This is a genomic window from Kitasatospora sp. NPDC005748 (genome assembly GCF_040630735.1).
Classification (GTDB): Bacteria; Actinomycetota; Actinomycetes; order Streptomycetales; family Streptomycetaceae; genus Kitasatospora.
Map to the genome: position 1 here is coordinate 36,737 of NZ_JBEXYD010000005.1, position 21,012 is coordinate 57,748.

18 protein-coding genes are annotated in these 21,012 nt (G+C 74.2%); 7 read left to right on the forward strand and 11 right to left on the reverse strand.

The window, feature by feature from the left end:
- The first annotated feature begins 179 nt into the window (after positions 1-179).
- From ABZ495_RS05995 to ABZ495_RS06015, 5 genes are all read left to right on the forward strand, one after another.
- Positions 180-959, forward strand: a complete 780-nt coding sequence (locus tag ABZ495_RS05995; RefSeq protein ID WP_329491278.1) for an alpha/beta fold hydrolase — start codon at positions 180-182, stop codon at positions 957-959.
- A gap of 23 nt (positions 960-982) precedes the next feature.
- A complete protein-coding gene (locus tag ABZ495_RS06000) occupies positions 983-2,350 on the forward strand; it encodes a cation:proton antiporter (protein WP_359807038.1) in 1,368 nt (455 codons plus the stop codon).
- Complete coding sequence (locus ABZ495_RS06005; RefSeq protein ID WP_329491280.1) at positions 2,347-2,790, forward strand: type II 3-dehydroquinate dehydratase; 444 nt, start codon at positions 2,347-2,349, stop codon at positions 2,788-2,790. The genes ABZ495_RS06000 and ABZ495_RS06005 overlap by 4 nt, the downstream gene beginning before the upstream one ends.
- Positions 2,791-2,901: 111 nt before the next feature.
- Positions 2,902-3,594, forward strand: a complete 693-nt coding sequence (locus ABZ495_RS06010; protein WP_359834628.1) for an alpha/beta hydrolase — start codon at positions 2,902-2,904, stop codon at positions 3,592-3,594.
- Positions 3,595-3,704: 110 nt separating this feature from the next.
- The gene (locus ABZ495_RS06015) at positions 3,705-4,274 is read left to right on the forward strand and encodes an SRPBCC domain-containing protein (protein WP_359807043.1); all 570 of its coding nucleotides are present in this window, start codon (positions 3,705-3,707) and stop codon (positions 4,272-4,274) included.
- A 75-nt stretch (positions 4,275-4,349) separates the two neighbouring features.
- On the opposite strand, the gene ABZ495_RS06020 is transcribed toward ABZ495_RS06015, so the two are convergent.
- From ABZ495_RS06020 to ABZ495_RS06030, 3 genes are all read right to left on the reverse strand, one after another.
- On the reverse strand, positions 4,350-5,354 hold the full coding sequence (locus ABZ495_RS06020) for a hypothetical protein (protein ID WP_359834630.1): 1,005 nt from the start codon (positions 5,352-5,354) through the stop codon (positions 4,350-4,352).
- 185 nt (positions 5,355-5,539) lie between these two features.
- A complete protein-coding gene (locus ABZ495_RS06025; RefSeq protein ID WP_359834633.1) occupies positions 5,540-7,012 on the reverse strand; it encodes an MFS transporter in 1,473 nt (490 codons plus the stop codon).
- Between the two features lie 192 nt (positions 7,013-7,204).
- Complete coding sequence (locus ABZ495_RS06030) at positions 7,205-8,599, reverse strand: DUF6777 domain-containing protein (protein WP_359807048.1); 1,395 nt, start codon at positions 8,597-8,599, stop codon at positions 7,205-7,207.
- A 202-nt stretch (positions 8,600-8,801) separates the two neighbouring features.
- Here ABZ495_RS06030 and ABZ495_RS06035 point away from each other — a divergent pair, with 202 nt between their 5' ends.
- A complete protein-coding gene (locus ABZ495_RS06035) occupies positions 8,802-10,145 on the forward strand; it encodes a streptophobe family protein (RefSeq protein ID WP_359807051.1) in 1,344 nt (447 codons plus the stop codon).
- Positions 10,146-10,164: 19 nt separating this feature from the next.
- On the opposite strand, the gene ABZ495_RS06040 is transcribed toward ABZ495_RS06035, so the two are convergent.
- The 3 genes from ABZ495_RS06040 to ABZ495_RS06050 form a co-directional block, all read right to left on the reverse strand.
- A complete protein-coding gene (locus ABZ495_RS06040) occupies positions 10,165-11,148 on the reverse strand; it encodes a serine/threonine-protein kinase (protein ID WP_359807179.1) in 984 nt (327 codons plus the stop codon).
- Positions 11,149-11,240: 92 nt separating this feature from the next.
- Complete coding sequence (locus ABZ495_RS06045; RefSeq protein WP_359807053.1) at positions 11,241-11,855, reverse strand: hypothetical protein; 615 nt, start codon at positions 11,853-11,855, stop codon at positions 11,241-11,243.
- A gap of 94 nt (positions 11,856-11,949) precedes the next feature.
- The gene (locus ABZ495_RS06050; RefSeq protein WP_359807055.1) at positions 11,950-14,316 is read right to left on the reverse strand and encodes an FHA domain-containing protein; all 2,367 of its coding nucleotides are present in this window, start codon (positions 14,314-14,316) and stop codon (positions 11,950-11,952) included.
- Between the two features lie 226 nt (positions 14,317-14,542).
- Between ABZ495_RS06050 and ABZ495_RS06055 the strand changes: the two genes are divergently transcribed.
- A complete protein-coding gene (locus ABZ495_RS06055) occupies positions 14,543-15,892 on the forward strand; it encodes an acyltransferase (protein WP_359807057.1) in 1,350 nt (449 codons plus the stop codon).
- Between the two features lie 158 nt (positions 15,893-16,050).
- Here ABZ495_RS06055 and ABZ495_RS06060 read toward each other — a convergent pair whose 3' ends face one another.
- The 5 genes from ABZ495_RS06060 to hppD all read right to left on the reverse strand — a co-directional run bounded on the left by ABZ495_RS06060 (position 16,051) and on the right by hppD (position 20,951).
- The gene (locus tag ABZ495_RS06060) at positions 16,051-16,842 is read right to left on the reverse strand and encodes a DUF3050 domain-containing protein (RefSeq protein WP_329491289.1); all 792 of its coding nucleotides are present in this window, start codon (positions 16,840-16,842) and stop codon (positions 16,051-16,053) included.
- 74 nt (positions 16,843-16,916) lie between these two features.
- A complete protein-coding gene (locus ABZ495_RS06065) occupies positions 16,917-17,879 on the reverse strand; it encodes a transketolase C-terminal domain-containing protein (RefSeq protein WP_359807060.1) in 963 nt (320 codons plus the stop codon).
- Positions 17,876-18,925, reverse strand: a complete 1,050-nt coding sequence (locus ABZ495_RS06070) for a thiamine pyrophosphate-dependent dehydrogenase E1 component subunit alpha (protein ID WP_359834635.1) — start codon at positions 18,923-18,925, stop codon at positions 17,876-17,878. Before ABZ495_RS06070 ends, ABZ495_RS06065 begins: the two co-directional genes overlap by 4 nt.
- On the reverse strand, positions 18,922-19,836 hold the full coding sequence (locus tag ABZ495_RS06075) for a phytanoyl-CoA dioxygenase family protein (protein ID WP_329491292.1): 915 nt from the start codon (positions 19,834-19,836) through the stop codon (positions 18,922-18,924). Before ABZ495_RS06075 ends, ABZ495_RS06070 begins: the two co-directional genes overlap by 4 nt.
- A gap of 32 nt (positions 19,837-19,868) precedes the next feature.
- Positions 19,869-20,951, reverse strand: coding sequence for a 4-hydroxyphenylpyruvate dioxygenase (hppD, locus tag ABZ495_RS06080; protein ID WP_359834637.1), 1,083 nt, complete (start codon positions 20,949-20,951; stop codon positions 19,869-19,871).
- Between the last annotated feature and the right edge of the window lie 61 nt (positions 20,952-21,012).

Below are 21,012 nucleotides of genomic sequence, written 5' to 3' on the forward strand. Positions count from 1 at the left end.
GTGAAGCGTCAACGTCCGCCCCGGGCTATCAGATCGGGGGATACCACGACCGGTCTTGACCGGCCTACTGTGCGGACGTCCCGAAGAATCCGGGGACCCGTGCGCAGTCCGCCCGCCACCGCCTTCCGGCGTGGGCCCGCGGCCGCGCCACGGACCGTTGCCCGAAGGGAAGATCCGGCATGGCCCAAGCGACGACCGCCCACTACGAGAAGTGGGTCAGTGTCTTCCACCCGGTGCCGACGAGCACCGTGCGGCTCGTCTGCCTGCCCTACGCCGGCGGGTCCGCGAGCTTCTTCTTCCCGGTGTCGCGGGTGCTCGCCCCGAAGGGGATCGAGGTGCTGGCGATCCAGTACCCGGGCCGTCAGATGCGCCACCAGGAGCCGGGCATCGACAACATCCCCGAGTTCGCGGACGAGATCTTCGCGGCGGTGCGCCACCTGGACGACAAGCCGCTGGCGCTGTTCGGCCACAGCATGGGCGCGGTGCTCGCGTACGAGGTGGCCCTGCGCCTGCGGCGGGCCGGACTCCCGGCGCCGGTACGGCTGTTCGCCTCCGGCCGGCGGGCGCCGTCCCGCTACCGCGACGAGAACGTCCACACCGGCTCGGACGCCGACGTGGTGGCCGAGCTCAAGGCGCTGAGCGGTACCAGCCAGCTCATGCTGGCCGATCCGGAGAACCTGGCGATGATCCTGCCGGCCATCCGCAGCGACTACACCGCCATCGAGCGCTACCGGCACGACCCCGACCAGCGGCTGGACTGCCCGCTGACGGTGCTCGCCGGCGACAGCGACCCGCGGGTGTCGATCGACGAGGCGCGGGCCTGGGAGGAGCACACCACCGGGGCGACCGAGCTGGAGGTCCTCCCCGGCGGACACTTCTTCCTCGCCGACCGGAGCGCCGAGGTGATCGAGCTGCTGGCCCGGAGACTCACCGGGCAGGACGCCGCAACCAACCGCTGAACCACCTCCTGGAATGGGTCGACATGCGAACCGCCGCACCCGTGCCGACGATCGGCCAGCACTCGCTCCTGGTGTTCCTCCTCCAGGTCGCCGTGCTGCTCCTCCTGGCACTCGTCCTCGGCCGGCTGGCCCAGCGCTTCAACCTGCCCGCGGTGGCCGGTGAGCTGTGCGCGGGCGTCCTGCTCGGGCCCTCGGTCCTCGAACCGCTGCTGCCGGGCTTCTCCGACTGGCTGCTGCCGCAGAAGCCGGACCAGCTGCACCTGCTGGACGCCGTCGGGCAGCTCGGCGTGCTGCTGCTCGTCGGGGTCACCGGCGCGGAGCTGAAGTTCGCCCTGGTCCGCCGGCGCGGGCTGACCGCGGCCCGGGTCAGCATCGCCGGCCTGCTGCTGCCGCTGGGCCTCGGGATCGGCACCGGCTACCTGCTGCCGCGGTCCTTCCTGCCGAGCGGCGCGGACCCGGCCGTCTTCGCGCTCTTCCTCGGCGTGGCGATGTGCGTCACGGCGATCCCGGTGATCGCCAAGACCCTGCTGGACATGAAGCTGCTGCACCGCGACATCGGCCAGCTCATCCTGGCCGCGGGCGTGGTCGACGACGTGGTGGGCTGGTTCCTGCTCTCCGTCGTCTCGGCGATGGCCACCGCCGGGCTGACCGCCGGGGTGGTCACCACCGCGGTGCTGTACCCGATCGGCGTGGTGGTCTTCGCCCTGGTGGTCGGCCGCCCGCTGGTCGGCCGGGCCCTGCGCGCGGCCGGCCGGTCGGAGGGCCCGATGCCGACGATCGCCACCGCCGTGGTGCTGGTGCTGTTCAGCGCGGCGGCGACGCAGGCGATGCACCTGGAGGCCATCTTCGGCGCCTTCGTCTGCGGTGTGCTGATCGGCACCAGCGGCGAGCTGGACCCGGCGAAGCTGGAGCCGCTGCGGACCACGGTGCTGGCCTTCCTGGCCCCGCTCTTCTTCGCCACCGCCGGCCTGCGGATGGACCTCACCGCGCTGGGCCGCCCGATCGTCCTGGGCGTCGCGGTCGCGGTACTCGCCGTGGCGATCTTCGGCAAGTTCGTGGGGGCCTTCATCGGGGCCAGGCTCAGCCGGCTCAACCGCTGGGAGGCGCTGGCGCTGGGCGCCGGGATGAACTCCCGCGGCGTCGTCGAGGTGATCGTCGCGATGACCGGCCTGCGGCTCGGCGTCCTGAACACCGAGACGTACACCATCATCATCCTCGTCGCGATCGTGACCTCGCTGATGGCACCGCCCATCCTGCGGTACGCGATGACCCGCGCCGAGGAGGTGGCCGGGGCCGAACTCGGCCTGGGCGACCAGCACACCGACCCGGTACAGACCCCCGACCGGGCACCCGGCGCGATCCGCGTCTCCGACCAGCGAGGTGACTCATGACCACGATGCTTCTCCTGAACGGCCCCAACCTCGGGATCCTCGGCCAGCGCGAGCCGGAGATCTACGGCACCGACACGCTGGCCGACATCGAGAAGGCCGTCGCCGAGGAGGTGAGCGGCGTGGGCTGGGAGGTCCGCTCGATCCAGCACGACTCCGAGGGCGACCTCGTCCGGGCCATCCACGAGCACCGGCTCAGCAGCGTCGGCGCGGTGGTCAACCCAGGCGCGCTGATGATCGCCGGGTGGAGCCTGCGCGACGCGCTGGCGAGCTATCCGCAGCCCTGGGTCGAGGTGCACCTGAGCAACGTCTGGGCGCGCGAGCAGTTCCGGCACGAGTCGGTGATCGCCCCGCTGGCCGGCGGTGTGGTGGTCGGGCTCGGCGCCTTCGGCTACCGCCTGGCGGCCCGCGCCCTGGTGCACCTGACCGCCGCCGACCGCTGACGACCCGCCGGGTCGCCGCGGCCGGCCCGCCGCGTACGGCCGCCGGACACCGCCGGGCCGTCAGACACCTCCGGACCGTCCGGACCACGCGTTGAGAGGAAGACCCGGCCCATGAGGCTCAAGCTCCACGAAGTCGGCGACGGCGACAAGGTCGCCCTGCTCGTCCACAGCATCATCTCGTCGTCGGACACCTGGAGCCGGGTGGCGCCCCGGCTGGTCGACCGCGGCTACCGGGTGATCATGCCGGACCTGCGCGGCCACGGCGAGAGCCCGCAGGCCGACTCCTACTCGCCGGAGCTGCTCGCCGCCGACCTGGTGGAGTCGCTGCCGGCCGGCGCCGACCTCGCGATCGGCCACTCCTTCGGCGCCTCGGTGCTCTCGCTGGCGGTGGAGGGGCTGCGCCCGGCCAAGGTGGTCTACAGCGACCCCGCCTGGCGTTTCACCGAGAAGGCGGTCGCGGAGATCCGCGAGTTCGCCCAGTTCACCAAGGTGGCGACCGCCGAGGCCATCCGTCCGATGTTCCCGCGCTGGCAGCCCGAGGACATCGAGGCCGAGCTCGCCGGGTACGCGCGCTGGGACGTCCGGGCCGTCGACTGGCTGGAGAGCTCGCACAGCTACGTACCGGACCGCCCGGTCGTGCCCTCGCTGGTCCAGGGCGCCGGCGACCACCACCTCGTCCCGGACGAGCTGGCCGGGACCCTGCGCGCGAGCGGGTTCGAGGTGCGGTACGTGCCGGACACCGGCCACTGCATCCACCGGGACGACCTGGACGGCTTCCTGGCCTCCCTCGAAGGCTGGATCTGACCCTATGGGCAACGGAAGTTGACGTCCAATCAGCTTGTTCGGCCGGCGACGCGACACGGTCGCCGGCCGAGCGGCCGAACGGTGATCGGCCTGCGTGGTAGTGTCGCCGCGTGAGCTCTGGCCGCCTTGATCACGCACATGAGGGCACTTCTCCGACCGACGGGAAACCGCAGGTCGTCCACGGTTCCTTCACTCTGCAGGTCGGCTTCTCGGCGCCGCCGGAGCAGGTCTTCGCGGCCTTCGCCGAGCCCGTGCTGCGCACCCGCTGGTTCCGCCTCCCCGGCTCCTCGAAGCACGCCACCCACGCGCTGGACTTCCGGGTCGGCGGCAGCGAGGTGGCGACCAACCTGTTCGTCTCCGGGGACATCGAGGAGCGGCTCGAATACCGCTCCCGGTTCCACGACATCGTGCCCGGCGAGCGCATCGTCTACGTGTACGAGGCCCACGTGGACGGCCTGCGCCGCTGGGTCTCCCTGGTGACGCTCGAACTCGCCGCCCAGGGCGCCGGATCCCGGCTCGACTGGACCGAGCAGTACGCGTACCTGGTGCTGAGCGGGGACGGCACCCAGGACACCGCCCACCTCCAGGGCGGCACCCGGCTGATGCTCAACGGACTGTCCGCCGTGGTCGACCCGGAGCGCTACCGGGGTCTGGCGAAGATCCGCCCCGAAGAGTCCTGACTTTTCGTCAGTTCTTCTCGGGAGCAGAGGTCTTGCGAAATCCGACAGCCGGATCCTGACGGCTCGCCCTCCCCGCTACCCCAGGTCGCTGACCACCGGATGGTCCGCGGACCGCGGGCAGTCGAAGACCCGCATGGCCTCCCCGTGGCCGAGACGGACCTCGGTGGGCTCCTGGTGGCGGCGCCGAGTGCTCGGGCTGCTCACCAAGGAGCCGAGGGGTGCCCAGCTCTCCGTGCCGCCGTCCCACTCCCGGCCGGCGATCGCCGCCACGAACCGCAGCTCGCCGTCGCAGCTGCCGCACCGCACCGGGCCGTCGTAGCCCTGGTAGTTCCAGGGCTCGTGGCCGCCGAGCTTCCAGCCCGGGGCCGTCGACAGGTCCCAGGCGTAGCGGGGCTCGTAGTCGTCGGGGTCGTCGGGGTGGGGGAAGGTCGCCTGCTCCCAGGCGGTGACCCAGGCTTCGAAGTCCTCGCCGAGCGCTCCCGGGTGCGGGTACTCGGTCACCGGCTCCGGGCGCAGCCGGCAGGGGGTGGGGAGGTAGCCGGGCTCGCCGACGGCCACCGGGTCCGGTGGTGTCAGGAAGGCGTCCCCCAGGTCGGCGCTCCGGCGGTAGCGCAGGCTGACCCACGGACCGGCGATGCCGTTGTAGGGCGCCGTCACCGGTTCGTCGTAGGTGTGCTGGAAGGGGCACCAGAGGATCTGCAGGACGTCCCGGTCCGCGGGGAAGCCGTCGTACCAGGGGACGTCCGCCGCGTACACCTGCAGGACGGGCAGCAGCGGCCAGGCGGTGTCCTCAGGTATCTCGTCCCAGCCGATCTCACTGTGGTAGGCGAAGCTCGTCGACCGCTCGCCACGGACGTCGGCGGTGCGGTGGGGCGGGCCGTACCGGAGGTGCCTGCCGCCCGGGCAGGTCGGCCACGGCTCGTCCGCCGGCCAGGCGAGCGGTCCGCCCGCCGAGCTGTCGAGCGGGGAGGGGCTCGCCGGTACCGGGTGCAGTCGGACGGCCGTCCTGGCGTGGGCGGTGAGTTCGGGGAAGAGCGAGGTGGCGTCCCACGGCCTGGGCGGGGTGACGGCGGGCTTCACCGCCACCACCGGCCGAGCGCGGAGGGTCCGTCGGACCGCCGTGGGGACAGGGTCGGGCGCCGGGGGATTTCCTTGATCACACGCGGCATCGTACGGGTGGCCGCTGACGGCCCGGCGACGGCGGGTGCCGGGCGGCCCCCTGCCGAGGGGGCCGCCCGGACCCCGGCCGCGGGGGCGATGAAGCGTCAGGTGTTCGAGGCGCGCACCGCGGTGAGGGTGGCCGGCTCCGGCTCCGCCGGGATCGGCGCGGGACGGCGGCGCCGGGCGAGGGCGAGGAGGAGGGCGCCCGCGGCCGCGCCGGCGAGGAGGACGATCGCGGCGACCGAGGCCGCGCGGCCTACGGCGTCGGTGAAGGCCTGGGCCACGTCCTGCGGCCGCGGGTTCCGGAGGGCGCCGAGCCGCTCGCCGAAGCGGCTGGTCATCAGGGTGCCGAGGACGCTGGTGCCGAGCACCGCGCCGACCTGGCGGGCGGCGTTGACCGTGCCGGCGGCCGCGCCCTCCTTGCCGCGCGGCACATGGCCGACCGCCAGCGCGGTCGAGGGCGCGCCGGCCAGGCCGCAGCCGAAGCCGAACAGCACCAGCGCCGGGGCGTAGCCGCCGAACCCGTCGGCCGGTTCGACGGTGGCGAACAGGCCGGCGCCCGCCGCCGCCAGCAGCAGCCCGGTGATGATGAGCCGGGCCGCGCCGAACCGTGGCCCGAGGATCCCGGCGACCGCCGAGGCCAGGATGAACATGCCGAATTCCGTGAGGAGTTGGACGCCCACCTGGAGCGCGGTCAGTCCGCGCACCTGCTGCAGCCAGAGCACCTGGAGCATGGCGAGGCCGACGAAGCCGAACAGGACGGTGCCGGCCAGCAGCAGCGCCGCGCTGTACGAGGGGTCGCGCATCAGCCGCAGGTCGAGCAGCGGGTGGGTGCGGCGGAGTTCGACCACGGCGAAGGCGGCGAGCAGGACGGCCGCGCCGAGGGCGGCGGCCAGTGGGGCGCCGCCGAGGTAGCTGTGGTGGCCGCCGTCGATCAGCCAGTAGATGAGCAGGGCGAGCCCGCCGGTGGCGAGGATCTGCCCGGGCCAGTCCAGGCGGACGCCCTCGGCCCGGGACTCGGTCACGCCGAACAGGGCGGCGGCGCCGGCGAGCGCGGCGATCACGGGGCCGAGCCAGAACGCGGTGTGCCAGGTCGACCAGCGCAGCGCCAGCCCGGCCGTGATCGGCCCGAGGGCGAGGCCGAGGCCGGAGGCGGCGGCCCAGGCGGCGATCGCGCCGGCCCGCCGGCGCGGGTCGGGGAAGGCGTCGGTCACCAGGGCGAGCGAGCTGGGGGTGATCAGCGCGCCGCCGAGTCCGGCCACCGCCTGCCCGAGCAGGACGGTGGACAGGCTCCCGGCGAACACCAGGACCACCCCGCCGGCGCCCATCGCGAGCGCGCCCAGCAGGAAGATCCGCCGGCGGCCCCAGCGGTCGGCGAACGCGCCGCCGCCGAGTACGACGGAGGCCACCACCAGGGTGTACATGCTCGGGATCCAGACCAGGTCCGCGGCGTCGAGGCCGAGGTCGGCGCGGACCGCGCCCAGCGTGCCGATGGTCTGGGTGGTCTGGATGAAGACGGTGAAGAGGCCGAGGCAGGCGGCCAGCAGCACGGTCCCGGTGCGGTCAGTGCGCGGCATCGGGCACCTCCGGGGTGCGGGGCGCGGCGGTGCGGGGGGCGGTCACGAGAGCTCCCAAGGGCGTGGGTTTGACATCGCGACTCACTGTAGCGCTGTGCGTTTGATAATCCAACTATGCAGGTGGACGGCGTGACGCAGCGGCGGGGCGCCCGGTGGATCCGAGGCGCCCCGCCGCTGCGGAGGAGTGGTCGGTCAGCTGGGCGTGCTGCCCGAGGCGCCGGGGCACGGCGGGAGGGTCGAGGGCGCGACGGTCGCACAGGTCGCCGTGGCCACCGTCGGCCCGGACGCCGTCGCCGAGTTCGCGGACGCCGTCGCCGTCGCCGTGGAGGGCGTCACGCTGGCGGTGGACGGGCCGGGCGGCGAGGACGAGGTGGGGCCGGCGGACTTGGTCGACGACGAGGCCGACGCCGAACCGGTGCTCGCCGAGGACGACGGGCCGGAGGACGGCCCGGACGGCGTGCCCGAGGAGCTGGAGGCCGAGGCCGACCCGGTCGACGGACCGGTCGAGCCCGAGGTCGAGCCGGAGGTCGAGGGCGAGCCCGAACCCGAGGTGGAGCCCGACATCGACGCCGACGGGGAGACCGGCTTCATCGGAGCGGCCGGCGGGATGCCCGGCACCAGGACCTCCGGCGGCTGGACCGTCTTGTCCACCACCTTGATCTGCCCGGTCACCCGGGCGAACCAGCCACCGGTGGTGATGTCCACCAGGACGAGCTCCGTCACCGGCTTCGGCGCCGCCACCACGATGACCAGCGAGGACGGCTGGAAGCCGGTCCACGACTTGCCGGTGTACTTGGCGTCGCTCACCAGCTCCGGCGGTTTCAGCGGGTTCCCGCAGCTGCAGCGCACCCGCGGTACGCCCTGCGCGTCGACCAGGACGGCGGTGCCGGCCTGCAGCACCGACTGGTAGGCGACCGACGCCCCGCCCTTGTAGCTGTGGTTGGTGACCCGGGTGTCCACCCGCAGGTAGGCGGAGGTCAGCGAGCGCAGATAGCCCGGGATGGCGGACTGCTCGATCCCCTGGGCGGCCGCCCAGGCCCGGCCGGTGTCCCCGGTCGACGTCATGGAGATCAGCCGTTCGACGTCGCAGGCCGGCTTGGACTTCTCACCGGCGTAGAGCCCGGCCGAGGAGCCCTGCACGGTGCGGATGCCGCTCGGCGAGGCCGCGGCGGTGCTCTTCGTGGCGCCGCCCGGACTGCCCGGGGCCGACGCGGGAGAGGAGACCGCGGTGGTCTCGACCGACTGGGTGAACGGCGCCGGTCCCGGATCGCCCGGAGTCTGCAGCGCCACCTCGTTCGCGGCCGGGATGGCATCGCTGGGGGTACCGCTCCCGCCGCCGCTGTTGACGATCAGCACCGTCGCCAGCACGGCCAGCGCCGCGGTGCCCCCGGCCAGCGCCAGCTTCGTGCGGGACCGCCACCACGGCGTCGGACGCCCGCCCGGCCCACCGGCCGAGGAGCCGCCCGGCCCGGACGGCCCGGACGGGGGAACGGACGGCGGTCCCGGCGGGCCGCTGGACGGCGGCCCGGAGAGCGGGCCGGACGGCGGGCCGGACGGGGGCCCGGAGAGGGGCGGTTGGGAACTCATCGAGGCTCCGTTTCGCGGGCGGCCGGCGAAACGACCGGCACAGAAGGCTCCTGCCACTGGCTTCCATTTCTGCCCCCGCCCGGCAACCGCCGCAACAGCACGCCACCGCCGGCTCGCCGTGCGCACACAGCGCGCGCGGCCCGGTCCTGGGTGACGCTGGACTCAGACGCGAGGGGGGCACCCGAGTCCACCAGGAGCCCGCATGCCCCAGGAGCCCCCCACCACGGCGCCCGGCCCGCCCGGCGTTATGCGCGGCTGGCTGGACGCGTCGGCGGTCGTCCTCGCCGGGATCGCCGCGATGGCGGCGGTGGCCGCCCTCGGCCTCTGGGCCGCCGGCGCCGGCTCCCTGCCGGGCGGCGGCTTCCCGTACGTCCTGGCCGGTGCGCTGGCGCTCGCCGTCGGGGGCTCCGTGCAGCTCGACGGCGGGGCGGGCTTCTTCGCCCAGGTGGACGCCGGGATCACCGCGATGCCGCTGACCGTCGGACTGGTCGGCGCCCTGGTGATGGCGGAGGTCTTCCTGCGCCAGCTGCGCTTCCGGGCGGTCGCCGGCGGCGCCGAACTGCTCGGCCGGGTGGCCCGGACGGCGGCCGTCTGGGTGGTGGCCCTGGTGCTGATCACCCTCGCCGCCCGGCACACCTTCGTCGTCCCGCTCGGCGACGACCTCGTCCAGGACCTCGGCGGCGCCCTCGGCCTGACCCCCGAGATCGGCTTCCACGCGGAGCCGCTGAGCACCATCGGCCTCGGGCTGCTCTGGCTGCTGGTGGTCCTGGCGGCCACCTTCGCGGTCTCCCGCCGGGCGCCGCTGCCGCGCGGCCTGGTGCCGTTCCAGCAGGCCGTCCGGCCGGCCGCGTTCGCGATGCTGCTGGTGCTGCTCACCTGTGTGGTGCTCGGCCTGGTGGCGGGGCTCGTCACCGCCGTCGTGCACGGCGACGCCCGGGCGACGCTGGCCCTGCTCCTGCTGGCGCTGCCCAACCTGGTCTGGCTCGCCCTCGGGCTGGGGATGGGCGCCGAGTGGCACGGCCACCTGGTCGGGGCGATCGGGCTGCCCGTGCCGGAGTCGCTGTCCGAGGTGCTGCGCGCACCCGAGGGCAAGTCGGCCACCATCAGCCTCAGCACCCTCGCGGAGCAGGACGGCCGGGTCTGGTGGCTGCTGCCGCTGACGGCCGTGCTGCTGCTGGCGGCCGGCTTCCTCACCGCCTACCGCTCCCCGCGCGGGGTCCGGCTCTGGCAGCACGCCGTCCGGCTGGGCGCGGCCGCGGCCGTGACGATGCTGCTGGTGGGTGTCTGGTCCCGGGTCTCCGCCGACTACGGCCTCTCGGTGCTCGGGGTCGGCGCCGGGGACGGCGGGCTGGGCGACCTCCTCGGCTCCGTGCTCGGCGACACCAACCCGGTCGCGGGCCTCGGCGGCGGCTCGCTCGTGCTCGACCCGAAGCTCTGGCTGCTGGTGCCGCTGGCGGCGGCCTGGGGCCTGGTCGCCGGCCTGCTCGGCGGTCTGCTGGCGGCCCACCGGAGCAGGCGCGGCGAGATCGCGGCGGACGGCGGCTGACGGCCGGGACCGCCGCGCCTCAGCGTCCCCGGGGGTGGACGACCGGCGTCGCCCAGTCCGGCGGCTCGGGCACCGGGGGCGAGACGTACGGCCCGCCCGCGCCGCCGCCGTACGCCGGGAGCACCTGGGTGGCCGGTCCGTCCGCCAGCCAGGGCGTGGCGGGGCCGGGCGCCTCGGTGGCGGCGCGCAGCTCGGCGACGAACTGCAGGCAGCTGGCGTACCGCTGCTCGGGTGATTTGGCGAGTGCCCGGGCCACCACGGTGTCCACCTCGGCGGACAGGTCCGGGCGGTGGTCCCGCAGCGTCGGCGGCGGGTCGTTGAGGTGGGCCCAGAGCAGCGCGAGGTCGCTCTCCCGGCGGAACGGCGGCGTCCCGGCCAGCATCTCGAAGACCACACAGGCCAGGCTGTACTGGTCGCAGCGGCCGTCCAGCGGCCGTCCGGAGATCTGCTCGGGCGCCGCGTAGTCCAGGGTGCCGACGATCTGCCCGACGGTGGTCAGGCCGCTGAGCGAGAGCGACTTCTTGGTGAGGCCGAAGTCGGCCAGGTACAGGTGCTCCGGGTGTTCGCTGTCCGTGCCCGCGGCGACCAGCACGTTGCCCGGCTTGACGTCCCGGTGGACCAGGTCCTGGTCGTGCGCGGCGTCCAGCGCGGAGCCGATCTGCAGGGCCAGCCGGGCCGCCCGGCCGACCGTGAACGCGCCGCCCCGGTTCATCAGCCCGCGCAGGTCGCCGCCGTGCACGAAGCGCATCGCGATGAACAGGATCCCGTCCGTCTCGCCGGCCTCGAACACCGGGATGATGTGCGGGTGGTCGATCGCGGCGGCGGCCTCCGACTCGTGGATGAACCGCTGGCGGAACACCTCGTTGCGGGCCAGCTCCGGCGCCAGCAGCTTCACCGCGACCGTCCGGCCCAGCCGCAGGTCCTTGGCCCGGTACACGACGGCCATGCCGCCCCGGCCGATCTCGGCCTCCAGCCGGTAGCCGGCCACCCGCCGCCCGACCATGCCGGACGGCAGACCGGGGACCTCCTCGGTGTGCGAGCCGGACGGCGGCGGCGGTCCGGTGGGCTCACCGCTGCCCGACTCCTCCGGGGGGATCACGGCTCACCCGTCCGGGTCGGCTCGTACCCGGTGGGGGCTCGGCCGGGCGCGGGCGAGGGCGAGGGCGCCGGGCCGGGCGCGGGCGGGGGCGAGGCGGCCGGGCGCGGGGTCGCGGCCGGGGAGGCGTTCGGCCGCCCGGGCGCCGCGTAGGTCTGCAGTTGGAGGCCGTCGCAGTAGCACCAGCGGTCGTGCACCGGGTCGAACAGCCAGAGCGCCTCGCCGTCGACGACCAGCCCGATCCGCAGGCCGCGGGCCCGGTCCCGGAAGGTCTCCAGATCGGCGCTGCCGGCCGCGAGGTCCTCCAGCAGCGCCCGGTAGCGGGCCAGTGCGCCCTCGGCCTCGGCCAGCGCCGGGCGGGGGTCGGCCGTCCGGGCCGGCGGGCCAGTGGCGTCCGGCGGCGCCGTCGGGAGGTTGATCAGCAGTCGGCCGTCCACCCAGGTGGCCCAGCCGTTGGAGCACAGCACGTGCCCCCAGTCACCCTGCCGGGCGATCAGCTGGACCGGCAGCAGCGGGTCCAGCCGGGCGGCCGGCTGCGCCGGGTCGGGGGCCGTCCAGGTGGCCATCCCGTCCGGCGGGGCGACATGGGTCGGGCGGAACGCGAATTCGTCCATGGGCTCCGTCCATCGGAGGCGTTCACTTCTGCGTGATCACTTCCAGCTGATCACCTGCGTCCTGCACATCCGCGTCCCGGTCGCGCGCATCCGATCACTTCCGCATGATCGAGGGCTCCTGCCGGCGCAGCAGTGCCAGCACGGCGCCGCCCAGCACCACCGAGAGGCCCACCAGGATGCCCAGGCACCGCAGCCAGCGGGTGCGGTCGGGGCGGAACAGCGGGTCCGCGGTGATCGCGGTCGGGAAGACCGTGTGCAGGTCGACGGTCTGGGCCATGGCGGCCAGACCCCAGCGCGACGGCACCAGCCAGGCGAACTGCTCCAGGCCGGGCACCCCGTGCAGCTTCAGCATGGCGCCGCTGAAGACGATCTGCACCACCGAGAGGAGCACCAGCATCGGCATGGTGGCCTCCTCCTTGCGGACCAGCGCGGAGACCAGCAGGCCGAGCATCATGGCCGAGAAGGAGAGCATCGCGACGGCCAGGATCAGCTCGGGGAGCGCCGGCAGCACGACGCCGCTGTGCACCGTCACCCCGTTGGGCAGCGTCGGGCTGAGGTCCACCCCGGCCAGGCCGACCGTGGTCAGCACGGCCGCCTGGGCCACCGTGACGGTGCCGAGCACCACCACCTTGGAGACCAGGTACGCCGATCTGGAGAGCCCGACCACCCGTTCCCGCTGGTAGATCGGCCGTTCCTTGACGATCTCGCGCACCGCGTTGGCGGAGCCGGTGAGCAGCCCGCCGATGCACAGGGTGAGCACCACGTTGATGGCGTTGTCGGGGGAGATCCGGGAGCCGGCCATCGCCCGGCACATCACGCCGATGATGAACGGCAGGGCGATCATCACGGTGAGGAAGAGCCGGTCGGCGGCCAGCACCGCGGTGTAGCGGCGGACCAGGGTGCCCAGCTGGGAGAACCAGCCCTGCGGCTTCTCCCGTCCGATCGGGTTGCCGCCGACCGCGGCCGGGCGCCCGGCGGGGACGCCCGGCACCGCGCCGGCGGCGACGTACCGCTGGTACTGCGGGGACGCCAGGAACCTGCGCTGCCAGGCGGCGTGGTCCTCGCTCTCGAAGGCCTCGAAGGCCTCGGGCCACTCGGAGTAGCCGAAGAACTCCAGGGCCTCGCCGGGCGGCCCGTAGTAGGCGGTCCGCCCGCCCGGGGCCAGCACCAGCAGCCGGTCGCAGACGGACAGGCTCAGGACGCTGTGGGTGACCACCACGACGGTGCGGCCGTCGTCGGCGAGGCCGCGCAGCATCGTCATCACCGAGCGTTCCATGCCCGGGTCCAGCCCGGAGGTCGGCTCGTCGAGGAAGAGCAGGGAGGGCTTGGTCAGCAGCTCCAGGGCGACGCTGACGCGCTTGCGCTGGCCGCCGGAGAGGCTGGAGATCACCAGGTCGGCCCGGCTGTCCAGGCCGAGTTCGTGGATCACCTCGTCGACCCGGGCCTCGCGCTCCGCCTTGGTGGTGTCCCCGGGGAAGCGCAGTTCGGCCGCGTAGGAGAGCGCGCGGCGGACGGTGAGCTGGGTGTGCAGGATGTCGTCCTGCGGCACCAGGCCGATCCGGCGGCGCAGTTCGGCGTAGTCGCGGTACAGGTCGCGGCCGTCGTAGAGGACGGTGCCCTCGTCGGCCGGGCGCAGCCCGGTGAGGGCGTTGAGCAGGGTGGACTTGCCGGCGCCGCTGGGCCCGGCCACCGCGAGCAGGGCCTTCTCGGCGAGCGGGAAGCCGACGCCGTCCAGCAGCACCCGGCGGTCGGGGCCGACCCGGACCACCAGGCCCTGGACGTCCAGCGAGATCTCGCCGGTGTCGGTGTACTCGACCAGCTCGTCGCCGGACAGGCAGAGCGCGAAGTGGCCGATGCCGACGATGTCGGCCGGCCCGACCGGGGCCCGGACCACCGGGCGGCCGTTGAGGTAGGTGCCGTTGTGGCTGGCGAGGTCGACGATCTCGTGCCCGCCGTCGGGGAGGGTGCGCAGCTCGGCGTGGTGGCGCGAGACCACCAGGTCGTCCAGGACGAGGTCGTTGTCGTCGGCCCGGCCGATCCGCACCGTCCGGCCCGGGAGCCGGATGATCGCGCTGGGCTGCCGGAAGACGCCGGAGGCCTGCGGGGCGATCAGCGACGGCCGCTCGCGGCCGGCCGGCGCGGGCAGCCCGGCGAAGGTCGCGGAGGGGCCGTCGGCGGGGTTGCCGAACCGTAGCCGGGTGCCGGGGCCGACGTCCTGGTGGTCGATCCGGCGGCCGTCGGTGAAGGTGCCGTTGGTGCTGCCGACGTCGTCCAGCAGCCAGTGGCCGTCACTGGTGTGCAGGACGGCGTGGTGCCAGGAGACCCGCGGGTCGTCGATGACGATCTCGCTGGTCGGGTCGCGGCCGACGTGGTACGACCGGCCGGGATCGATCAGCTGCGAGTCCCGGTCGGTGACGAGGACCAGAGGCGGCGCGACGGGCGCGCCTGCGCGCTCTCCCATGGTTCGGATTCTAGTCCGGCCGGGGCGGCCCGGCGTTCCCGGCGGGGCTCCGGGGGCGCTCCCGCCCTTGACCAGCCCGAGTCAATTGGACTGGACCACTGGATCGGAAGCGGACCGCTGCCCTATCGTTTGCCCCATCGTCCGGAGCGTCTGCCACGCCGTCCGGAGCGTCTGCCCGCCGCCCGGAGCGCTCCGGGCGGCCCCCCGCGAGCCCCTGGATGGACCGATGAGTCTCTGGCCGCAGTTGCGCGATTCCCGGCTGGTCCGGGCCGGCCGGGCCCCGGGGACCCGCCTGCGCTGCGGGCTGATGGACACCATGCTGGCCGACCTCTCGGTCTCGGTGGTCCTCTTCTTCGAACAGACCCTGGACGAGGACCGGCTCGCCGCCGGCCTCGCCCGGGCACTGGCGCAGGTCCCGGCGTTCGCCGGGCGGCTGCGCACCGACGGCGACGAACTGACCGCCGTCTGCGACGACTCCGGTGTACCGATGGACAGTTACGACGTCGACGGCACGCTGGCGGAGGCGATGGGCCGGGTCACCTCGGCCGGCGCCGCGCTGGTCGACCCGGTGGACGCCCCAGCCGCCCGGGCCGGCGGCGTCCCGCTGCTCACCGTCCGGATCACCCGGCCCTCGGCCGGCGGCACGGTGCTGGGCTGCTCCTGGCACCACGCGATCGGTGACCTGCAGAGCTTCATGCTGCTGATGCGGGCCTGGTCCGCCGCAGTGGAGGGCGAGGAGCTGCCCGAGGCCGAACTGGTCGAGGACCAGGACGCGTTGCTCGGCAAGGTGCTGCCCGCCGAGGACTGCGGGCGGCCCGGGTTCCGACTGCCCGGCCCGGCCGAGGCCGCCGTGCTGGCCGCTGCGGTGGCGGCCGGGCCGCGCGCCAACCGGACCGTCCAGCTGTACTTCGGCGAGGCCGAACTCGCCCGGATGCGCGAGGAGTTCAGCGCGACAGCAGGGCGAAGACTCTCCTCCGGCGACGTGCTCTGCGCCCATGTCGTCAGTACGGTGCGGGAGTTGGACGAGGACGGCGAGACCCGCTGGCTCACCGTCCCGGTCAACGCACGCCGCCCGCTCGGTCTGCCGCCGACCCTGGTCGGCAACCTGCTGGGGGACGTCCACCTGCCCCACGCGGCGCAGGACGGCCCGGCGGCCCTCGCGGCCGCCCTGCGCGAGGCGCTGGAGGGGTTCGCCGACGGGCACCTCAACCTCCGCTCCAATCTGGCCTTCCTGGAGGCGATCGGGCGGTCCCGGCTGCGCGACTGTGTGCCGCTCGGCTTCGACCCGGAGCACCGCCGGTTCAGCTTCTCCAACTGGAGCCGGTTCGGCGCCTACCGGATCGCCTTCCAGGGTTACCGGCCGGTGTTCTTCAGTCCGGCCGCCAACTATCCGCTGCCGTGGGTCTCCTGGACGGTGGAGGGGTTCCACGGGGCCGGAGCGCTCACCACGGCGGTGCTCCCGGCCCGGTTGGCCGCCCGGCTGCGCAGCGCCGAGGGGCGGGCAGCACTGCACCGCCACCGCGACCCGGCCGACGTGCTGCCCGAGCTGGCCACCACCCTCGCGAAGGTGCTCTGAGCGGGTCGGGCCGCCGCGTAACGGCGACGCCGACGAGGGGGTGGGCCGTCGGGCCCACCCCCTCGCGTCGGTCCGGGGCTCCGGAGGCCCGGAGGGCACCAAGGCGGTGCGTGCCCTCCCGTGCCCTCCCGTGCCCTCCGGTACCGTCCCGGTGCCGGTCAGGCCGGGAAGGCCTCCTCGATCGCCGTCCAGAGCCGCACCCGGGCGCTGAGCGCGAGCCGGACGGTCTCCGCGCAGGCCGCCCACTTGGCGTCGTCGTCGCCGCAGAGGTCGATCAGCATCTGCATCGCCATCGGGGTGTGCTGCTCGCCGTCCACCTCGATGTGCCGGGCCAGGTAGTCCTTGAACACGGTGAGCGCGCCGTCCGGGTCGTCGATGCTGATGACCTGGGCGAACATGTCGGGGATGAGGTCCTCGCGGCCGAAGGCGAACGCGGCCGCGCGGCAGTGCACCGGCGCGTTCTCGATGATCTCCCAGGTGGTCGCGGTGAAGTCCACGGCGGCCTGCGGCACCCCGGCGGTCTTCAGCGCCTCGGGCACCGGGGTGCCCGCGCGCAGCAGCTCCAGGAAGGCCTCGACCGGTGCCGGGTCGGCGCCGGCCTGCCGCATGCCCTCGACGTACAGCTCGAAGTGGCTGGTGAAGCCCTCGCCGAGCTCGTCGCTCTCCTCCACCAGCACGATGTCGTTGATCAGCCGGCGGCTGGCGGTCGGGCCGTTCGGGACCCACGGCACGTCGACGCAGGTCAGCTCGCGCTGCAGGCTCTTCAGCAGCGACATGAAGTCCCACACGGCGAAGACGTGCCGGTCCAGGAAGGTGCGCACGTGTCCGATGCTGGTCAGTCCGCCGTAGACGGTGTGGCCGACGACCTCGCGGCGCAGCGGGTCGATGGCCTCCTGGAGACCGGTCAGGCCGGGGTGCGAACGGTCCCAGTGGTAACGGCTGGTGGACATGTGGAGCTCCTTCACGGGGGAACGGGATTCTGCCACGAGGGGTGCGCGCCGGACAGGGGGCGCGCACCCTCGGGTTACTTCATGACGGCGCGCAGCGCGTGCCGCAGCTGCTCCCGGCCGGGCTGGAGGGCGCGGTCGAGGGCGGGGGCGAACGGCAGGACGGCGCCGTCGGGGCGGGTGACGCGGCGGGGCGGGGCGATCAGCCGCATCTCCTCGGCGGCGGTGGCCAGCACCTCGGCGCCGATGCCGCAGCTGCGGTTGGAGTCGTCGACGACCACCAGCCGGCCGGTGCGCTCCAACGAGGCGGCCAGCGCCGTCCAGTCGAAGGGGTGCAGCGTACGGGGGTCGAGCACCTCGACCGAGATCTCGTCGGCGAGCTCCTCCGCGACCGCCAGCGCGTCGTGCACCAGGTGGCCGACGGCGACCAGGGTGACGTCGGTGCCGGTGCGGTGGACGCGCGCCGAGCCGAGCGGGATCGGCTCCAGCGCCCAGGTGACGGTCTCGCGCACGGCCAGCGCGGCGGCCGGCGCGAACACCACCACCGGGTCCGGGTCGCGCACGGCCGAGCGGAGCAGGCCGTACGCGTCGGTCGGCGTGGCGGGCACCACCGTCTTCACCCCGGCGTGCGCGAACAGGCTGTAGGGATGGTCGGAGTGCTGGCCCGCCCAGCCGTCCCGGGAGCCGGATCCGGGGACCACGCAGGTCAGCGGGACACTGGCCTGGCCGCCGGTCATCAGGGAGAACTTGTGCGCCTGGTTGACGAGTTGCTCGAAGACGAGGAACAGCAGCGAGGGGATCTGGAACTCGATCACCGGCCGTCGGCCGCTCAGCGCCGCGCCGATCGCCATCGCCGTGAAGGCCTGTTCGGAGAGCGGGGTGTCGACGATCCGCCCGGGCCCGAAGCGGTCGAGCAGTCCGAGGGTCGGACCGGCCAGGCCGGCGCCGATGTCCTCGCCGAACACGCAGACCGCGGGGTCCTCGGCCAACTCGTCGGCCAGTGCCCGGTTCAGCGCCTTGGTGTAGGAGAGTCTGGTCATCCCGTCGCTCCCGCCCGCGGCCGCCGTCCGTCGGCGTACAGATAGTCCAACGCGCCCTCCAGGTCGGGCAGTTCGGAGGCGAGCGCGAACTGCTCGGCGGCCGCCAGCTCGGCCGCCACCGAGGCGTCGAGCTCGGCGGCGCGTACCTCGCCGATCGCGGCCGCGGCGCGCGGCAGCGGGTCGCGGGCCCGCCAGTCGGCCACCTCCTCCGGCGTGCGGTAGCGCAGCTTCATCCGGCGTTCCATGGTGTGGTGGCCCTCGAAGCGGTAGGTGCGGCACTCCAGGAAGCCCGGGCCGCCGCCGGACCGGGCCCGGGCGACGGCCTCCTCGGCCGCGGCCCGGACGGCCTCGGTGTCCATCCCGTCGACGGTGACGGCGGGTATGCCGAAGGCGGCCGCCCGGCCGACCGCGCTGCCCGCGACCGCGGTGGCGGCCGGCAGGGTGGTGGCGTAGCCGTTGTTCTCGCAGACGAAGACCACCGGCAGCCGCCACATCGCGGCCAGGTTGAACGACTCCAGCAGGACGCCCTGGTTGAGCGCGCCGTCACCGAAGAAGGAGACCGCCACCCGGTCGTCGCCGGCCTGCCGGGCCGCCCAGGCGGCGCCGACCGCGATCGGCGCACCGGCGCCGACGATGCCGTTGGCGCCCAGGATGCCCAGCGAGAGGTCGGCGGCGTGCATGGAGCCGCCCCGGCCCCGGTTCAACCCGTCGACCCGGCCGGCCAGTTCGGCGAGCAGCCGACGGGGGTCGACACCCCGGGCGAGCACGTGGCCGTGCCCGCGGTGGGTGGAGGTGAGCCGGTCGCCCGGGCCCAGCGCGGCGCAGACGCCGACCGCCACGGCCTCCTGGCCGATGTAGGGGTGGATGCCGCCGGTGATCACCCCGGACTTCACCAGGGTGAGCGCCTGCTCCTCGAAGCCGCGGATCAGCCGCAGCATCCGGTACCGCTGCTCGGGGGTGCCCAGCGGCGCGGGCCCGGCGGCGCCCGGCCGGGGGACCGGGCCCGCCGGGGCCGCCGTGGTGGCGGTGCCGCCGACCGCCGTCACGGGGTGCCCCGCCAGAGGGTCGGGCAGATGTCCGGGTCGGCGTAGTCCGGCCGGCCGTCGGCGGTGCGGCGGACCACCACGTCGTGGTTGTAGACCACCGTGCCGCCGTCCGGCCTGAGGTGGTGGCGGTACTCGTTCCCGCCGTCCTGGAGGTGCAGCGAGACGGCGCGGCGCGGTGCGTCGGACAGGTTGGCACCGCTGCCGTGGTAGGTCCGGCAGTGGTGGAAGCTGACGTGCCCGCGCGGGATCTCGATCGGGACCTTGCGCACCTGCTGCCCGTTGTGGTGCGCGTTGGCGGCCAGGATCGACTCCAGTTCGGAGCGGTCGCGGTGGGCGAAGTGCCGGGTGGAGTCCTCGCCGGAGTCCAGCTCGCGCCAGCGGTGGCTGCCGTCGATCATGGTGATCGTGCCGTTCTCCACCCCGCAGTCGTGGAACGGCAGGAAGGCCGTGAGCATCCGGTCGGAGCTGGACGTCTGCCAGTAGTGCTTGTCGAAGTGCCAGGGCACCTGGTTGGTCGGCTCCTCGGGCACCGGCGGCTTGTAGATCAGCGTCGCCTGGAAGACCCGGATCTCCTCGGCCTCGGCCAGCAGCGCGGCGACGGCGCCCAGCAGCGGCTTGCGCAGGATCGCGCCGATGGCGTCGCTCTCGTAGTGCACGTAGTCGTTGTGCCGCTGGACCGGGCCGTGCTCCGGCGTCCAGGCGGCGAGGTTCGGCGGGCGGACGGCGAGTTCGCGGTCGCGGTGGCCCTCGTAGTACTTCTCCGTGGCGGCCTGCAGGGTGTCCAGCTCCTCGTCGCTGAACAGCCGGCGGGAGAGGTACCAGCCGTGTTCGAGGTAGCCCGCCACCTCCTCGGGGGTGGGCAGCAGTGCGCGCTCGGCCTCGGTGAGCCGGAACTCGGGTGCGGTGGTCATGCGGGGGCCTCCTTCTGCGGGGCGGGGGTTGCTCAGACGGAGGCGGTGGCGTTCGTCCGCTCGACGGCCTCGTACAGGGCCTTGATGTTCGCGGTGCCGAAGGTGCCCGCACCCTGGCGCTCGATCAGTTCCAGGAAGTAGGTCCGGCGCGGGTGGGTCGAGCGCAGGAAGATCTGGAAGAGCTGCCCGCCGTGGTCCTGGTCGACCAGCACGTCGAGTTCGCGCAGCGTGTCGACCGGGATGGCCGTTCCGCCGAGCCGCTCGGCCAGCGCGTCGTAGTAGGCGCCCGGAGTGGTGAGGAACTCCACCCCGCGGTCGCGGATGGTGCGCACGGCGGTGGCGATGTCGCCGGTGCGGAAGGCCAGGTGCTGGACGCCCGCGCCCTCGTTGTCGGCCAGGAAGGTGTCGATCTGGCCGGGCCGGCGGGAGGTGTCGGGCTCGATCAGGGTGAAGGTGACCTCGCCGGAGGCGCTCTGCACCACGCTGGAGTCCATCGCCTGCTCGCCGACCTCGATGTACTCGCCGAAGATCCGGTGGAGGCCGAGCGCGGCCTCGCAGAACCGCACGGCGGGGGCGAGTTCGCCGGCCGGGACGCAGATCGCGGCGTGGTCGAGGGCGTCCAGCAGGGCGCCGGGGGCGGCCTCCGCGGCCGGGCCGGAGGCCGCCCCGGCGGCGGTGTCGGGGACGAACCGCAGGGCGACGTCGCCGAAGCCCGCCACCAGGCCGCCGGCCCGGTCCAGGACGCGGGCGCCGTGCCGCTCGGCTCGCTCCAGCGAGGCCTGAGGGTCGGTGCAGCCGAGCGCGATCACCCCGACGCCGTCGCCGTGCACGGCGACGAACCGGGCGACCGGGTGGGCGGGGTCGGCGGCGGAGACGAGGTGCAGCCGGATGTCGCCCTGGCGCAGCCGGACGGTGCGTACGCCGTCCGGCCCGGCAGCCGGCTCCCCGGGCGCCTGCTCCGCCGACGTCCGGGCATCGGGCGTGCGGGCGTCGGGCGTGTGGGCGTCGGGCGTGCGTTCATCGGGCACGAAGCCGAAGTCGGCACGGAGGCCGGCCGCGGTCTTGTCGGCGTCCGCGCAGTGGAACTCGACATGGGTGATGGACTGGATGGACAACGGGTGCTCCCCGGGGGTGGCGAATGATGGGTGGCCGGGGCGCCGCGCCGGGCCGGGTCGG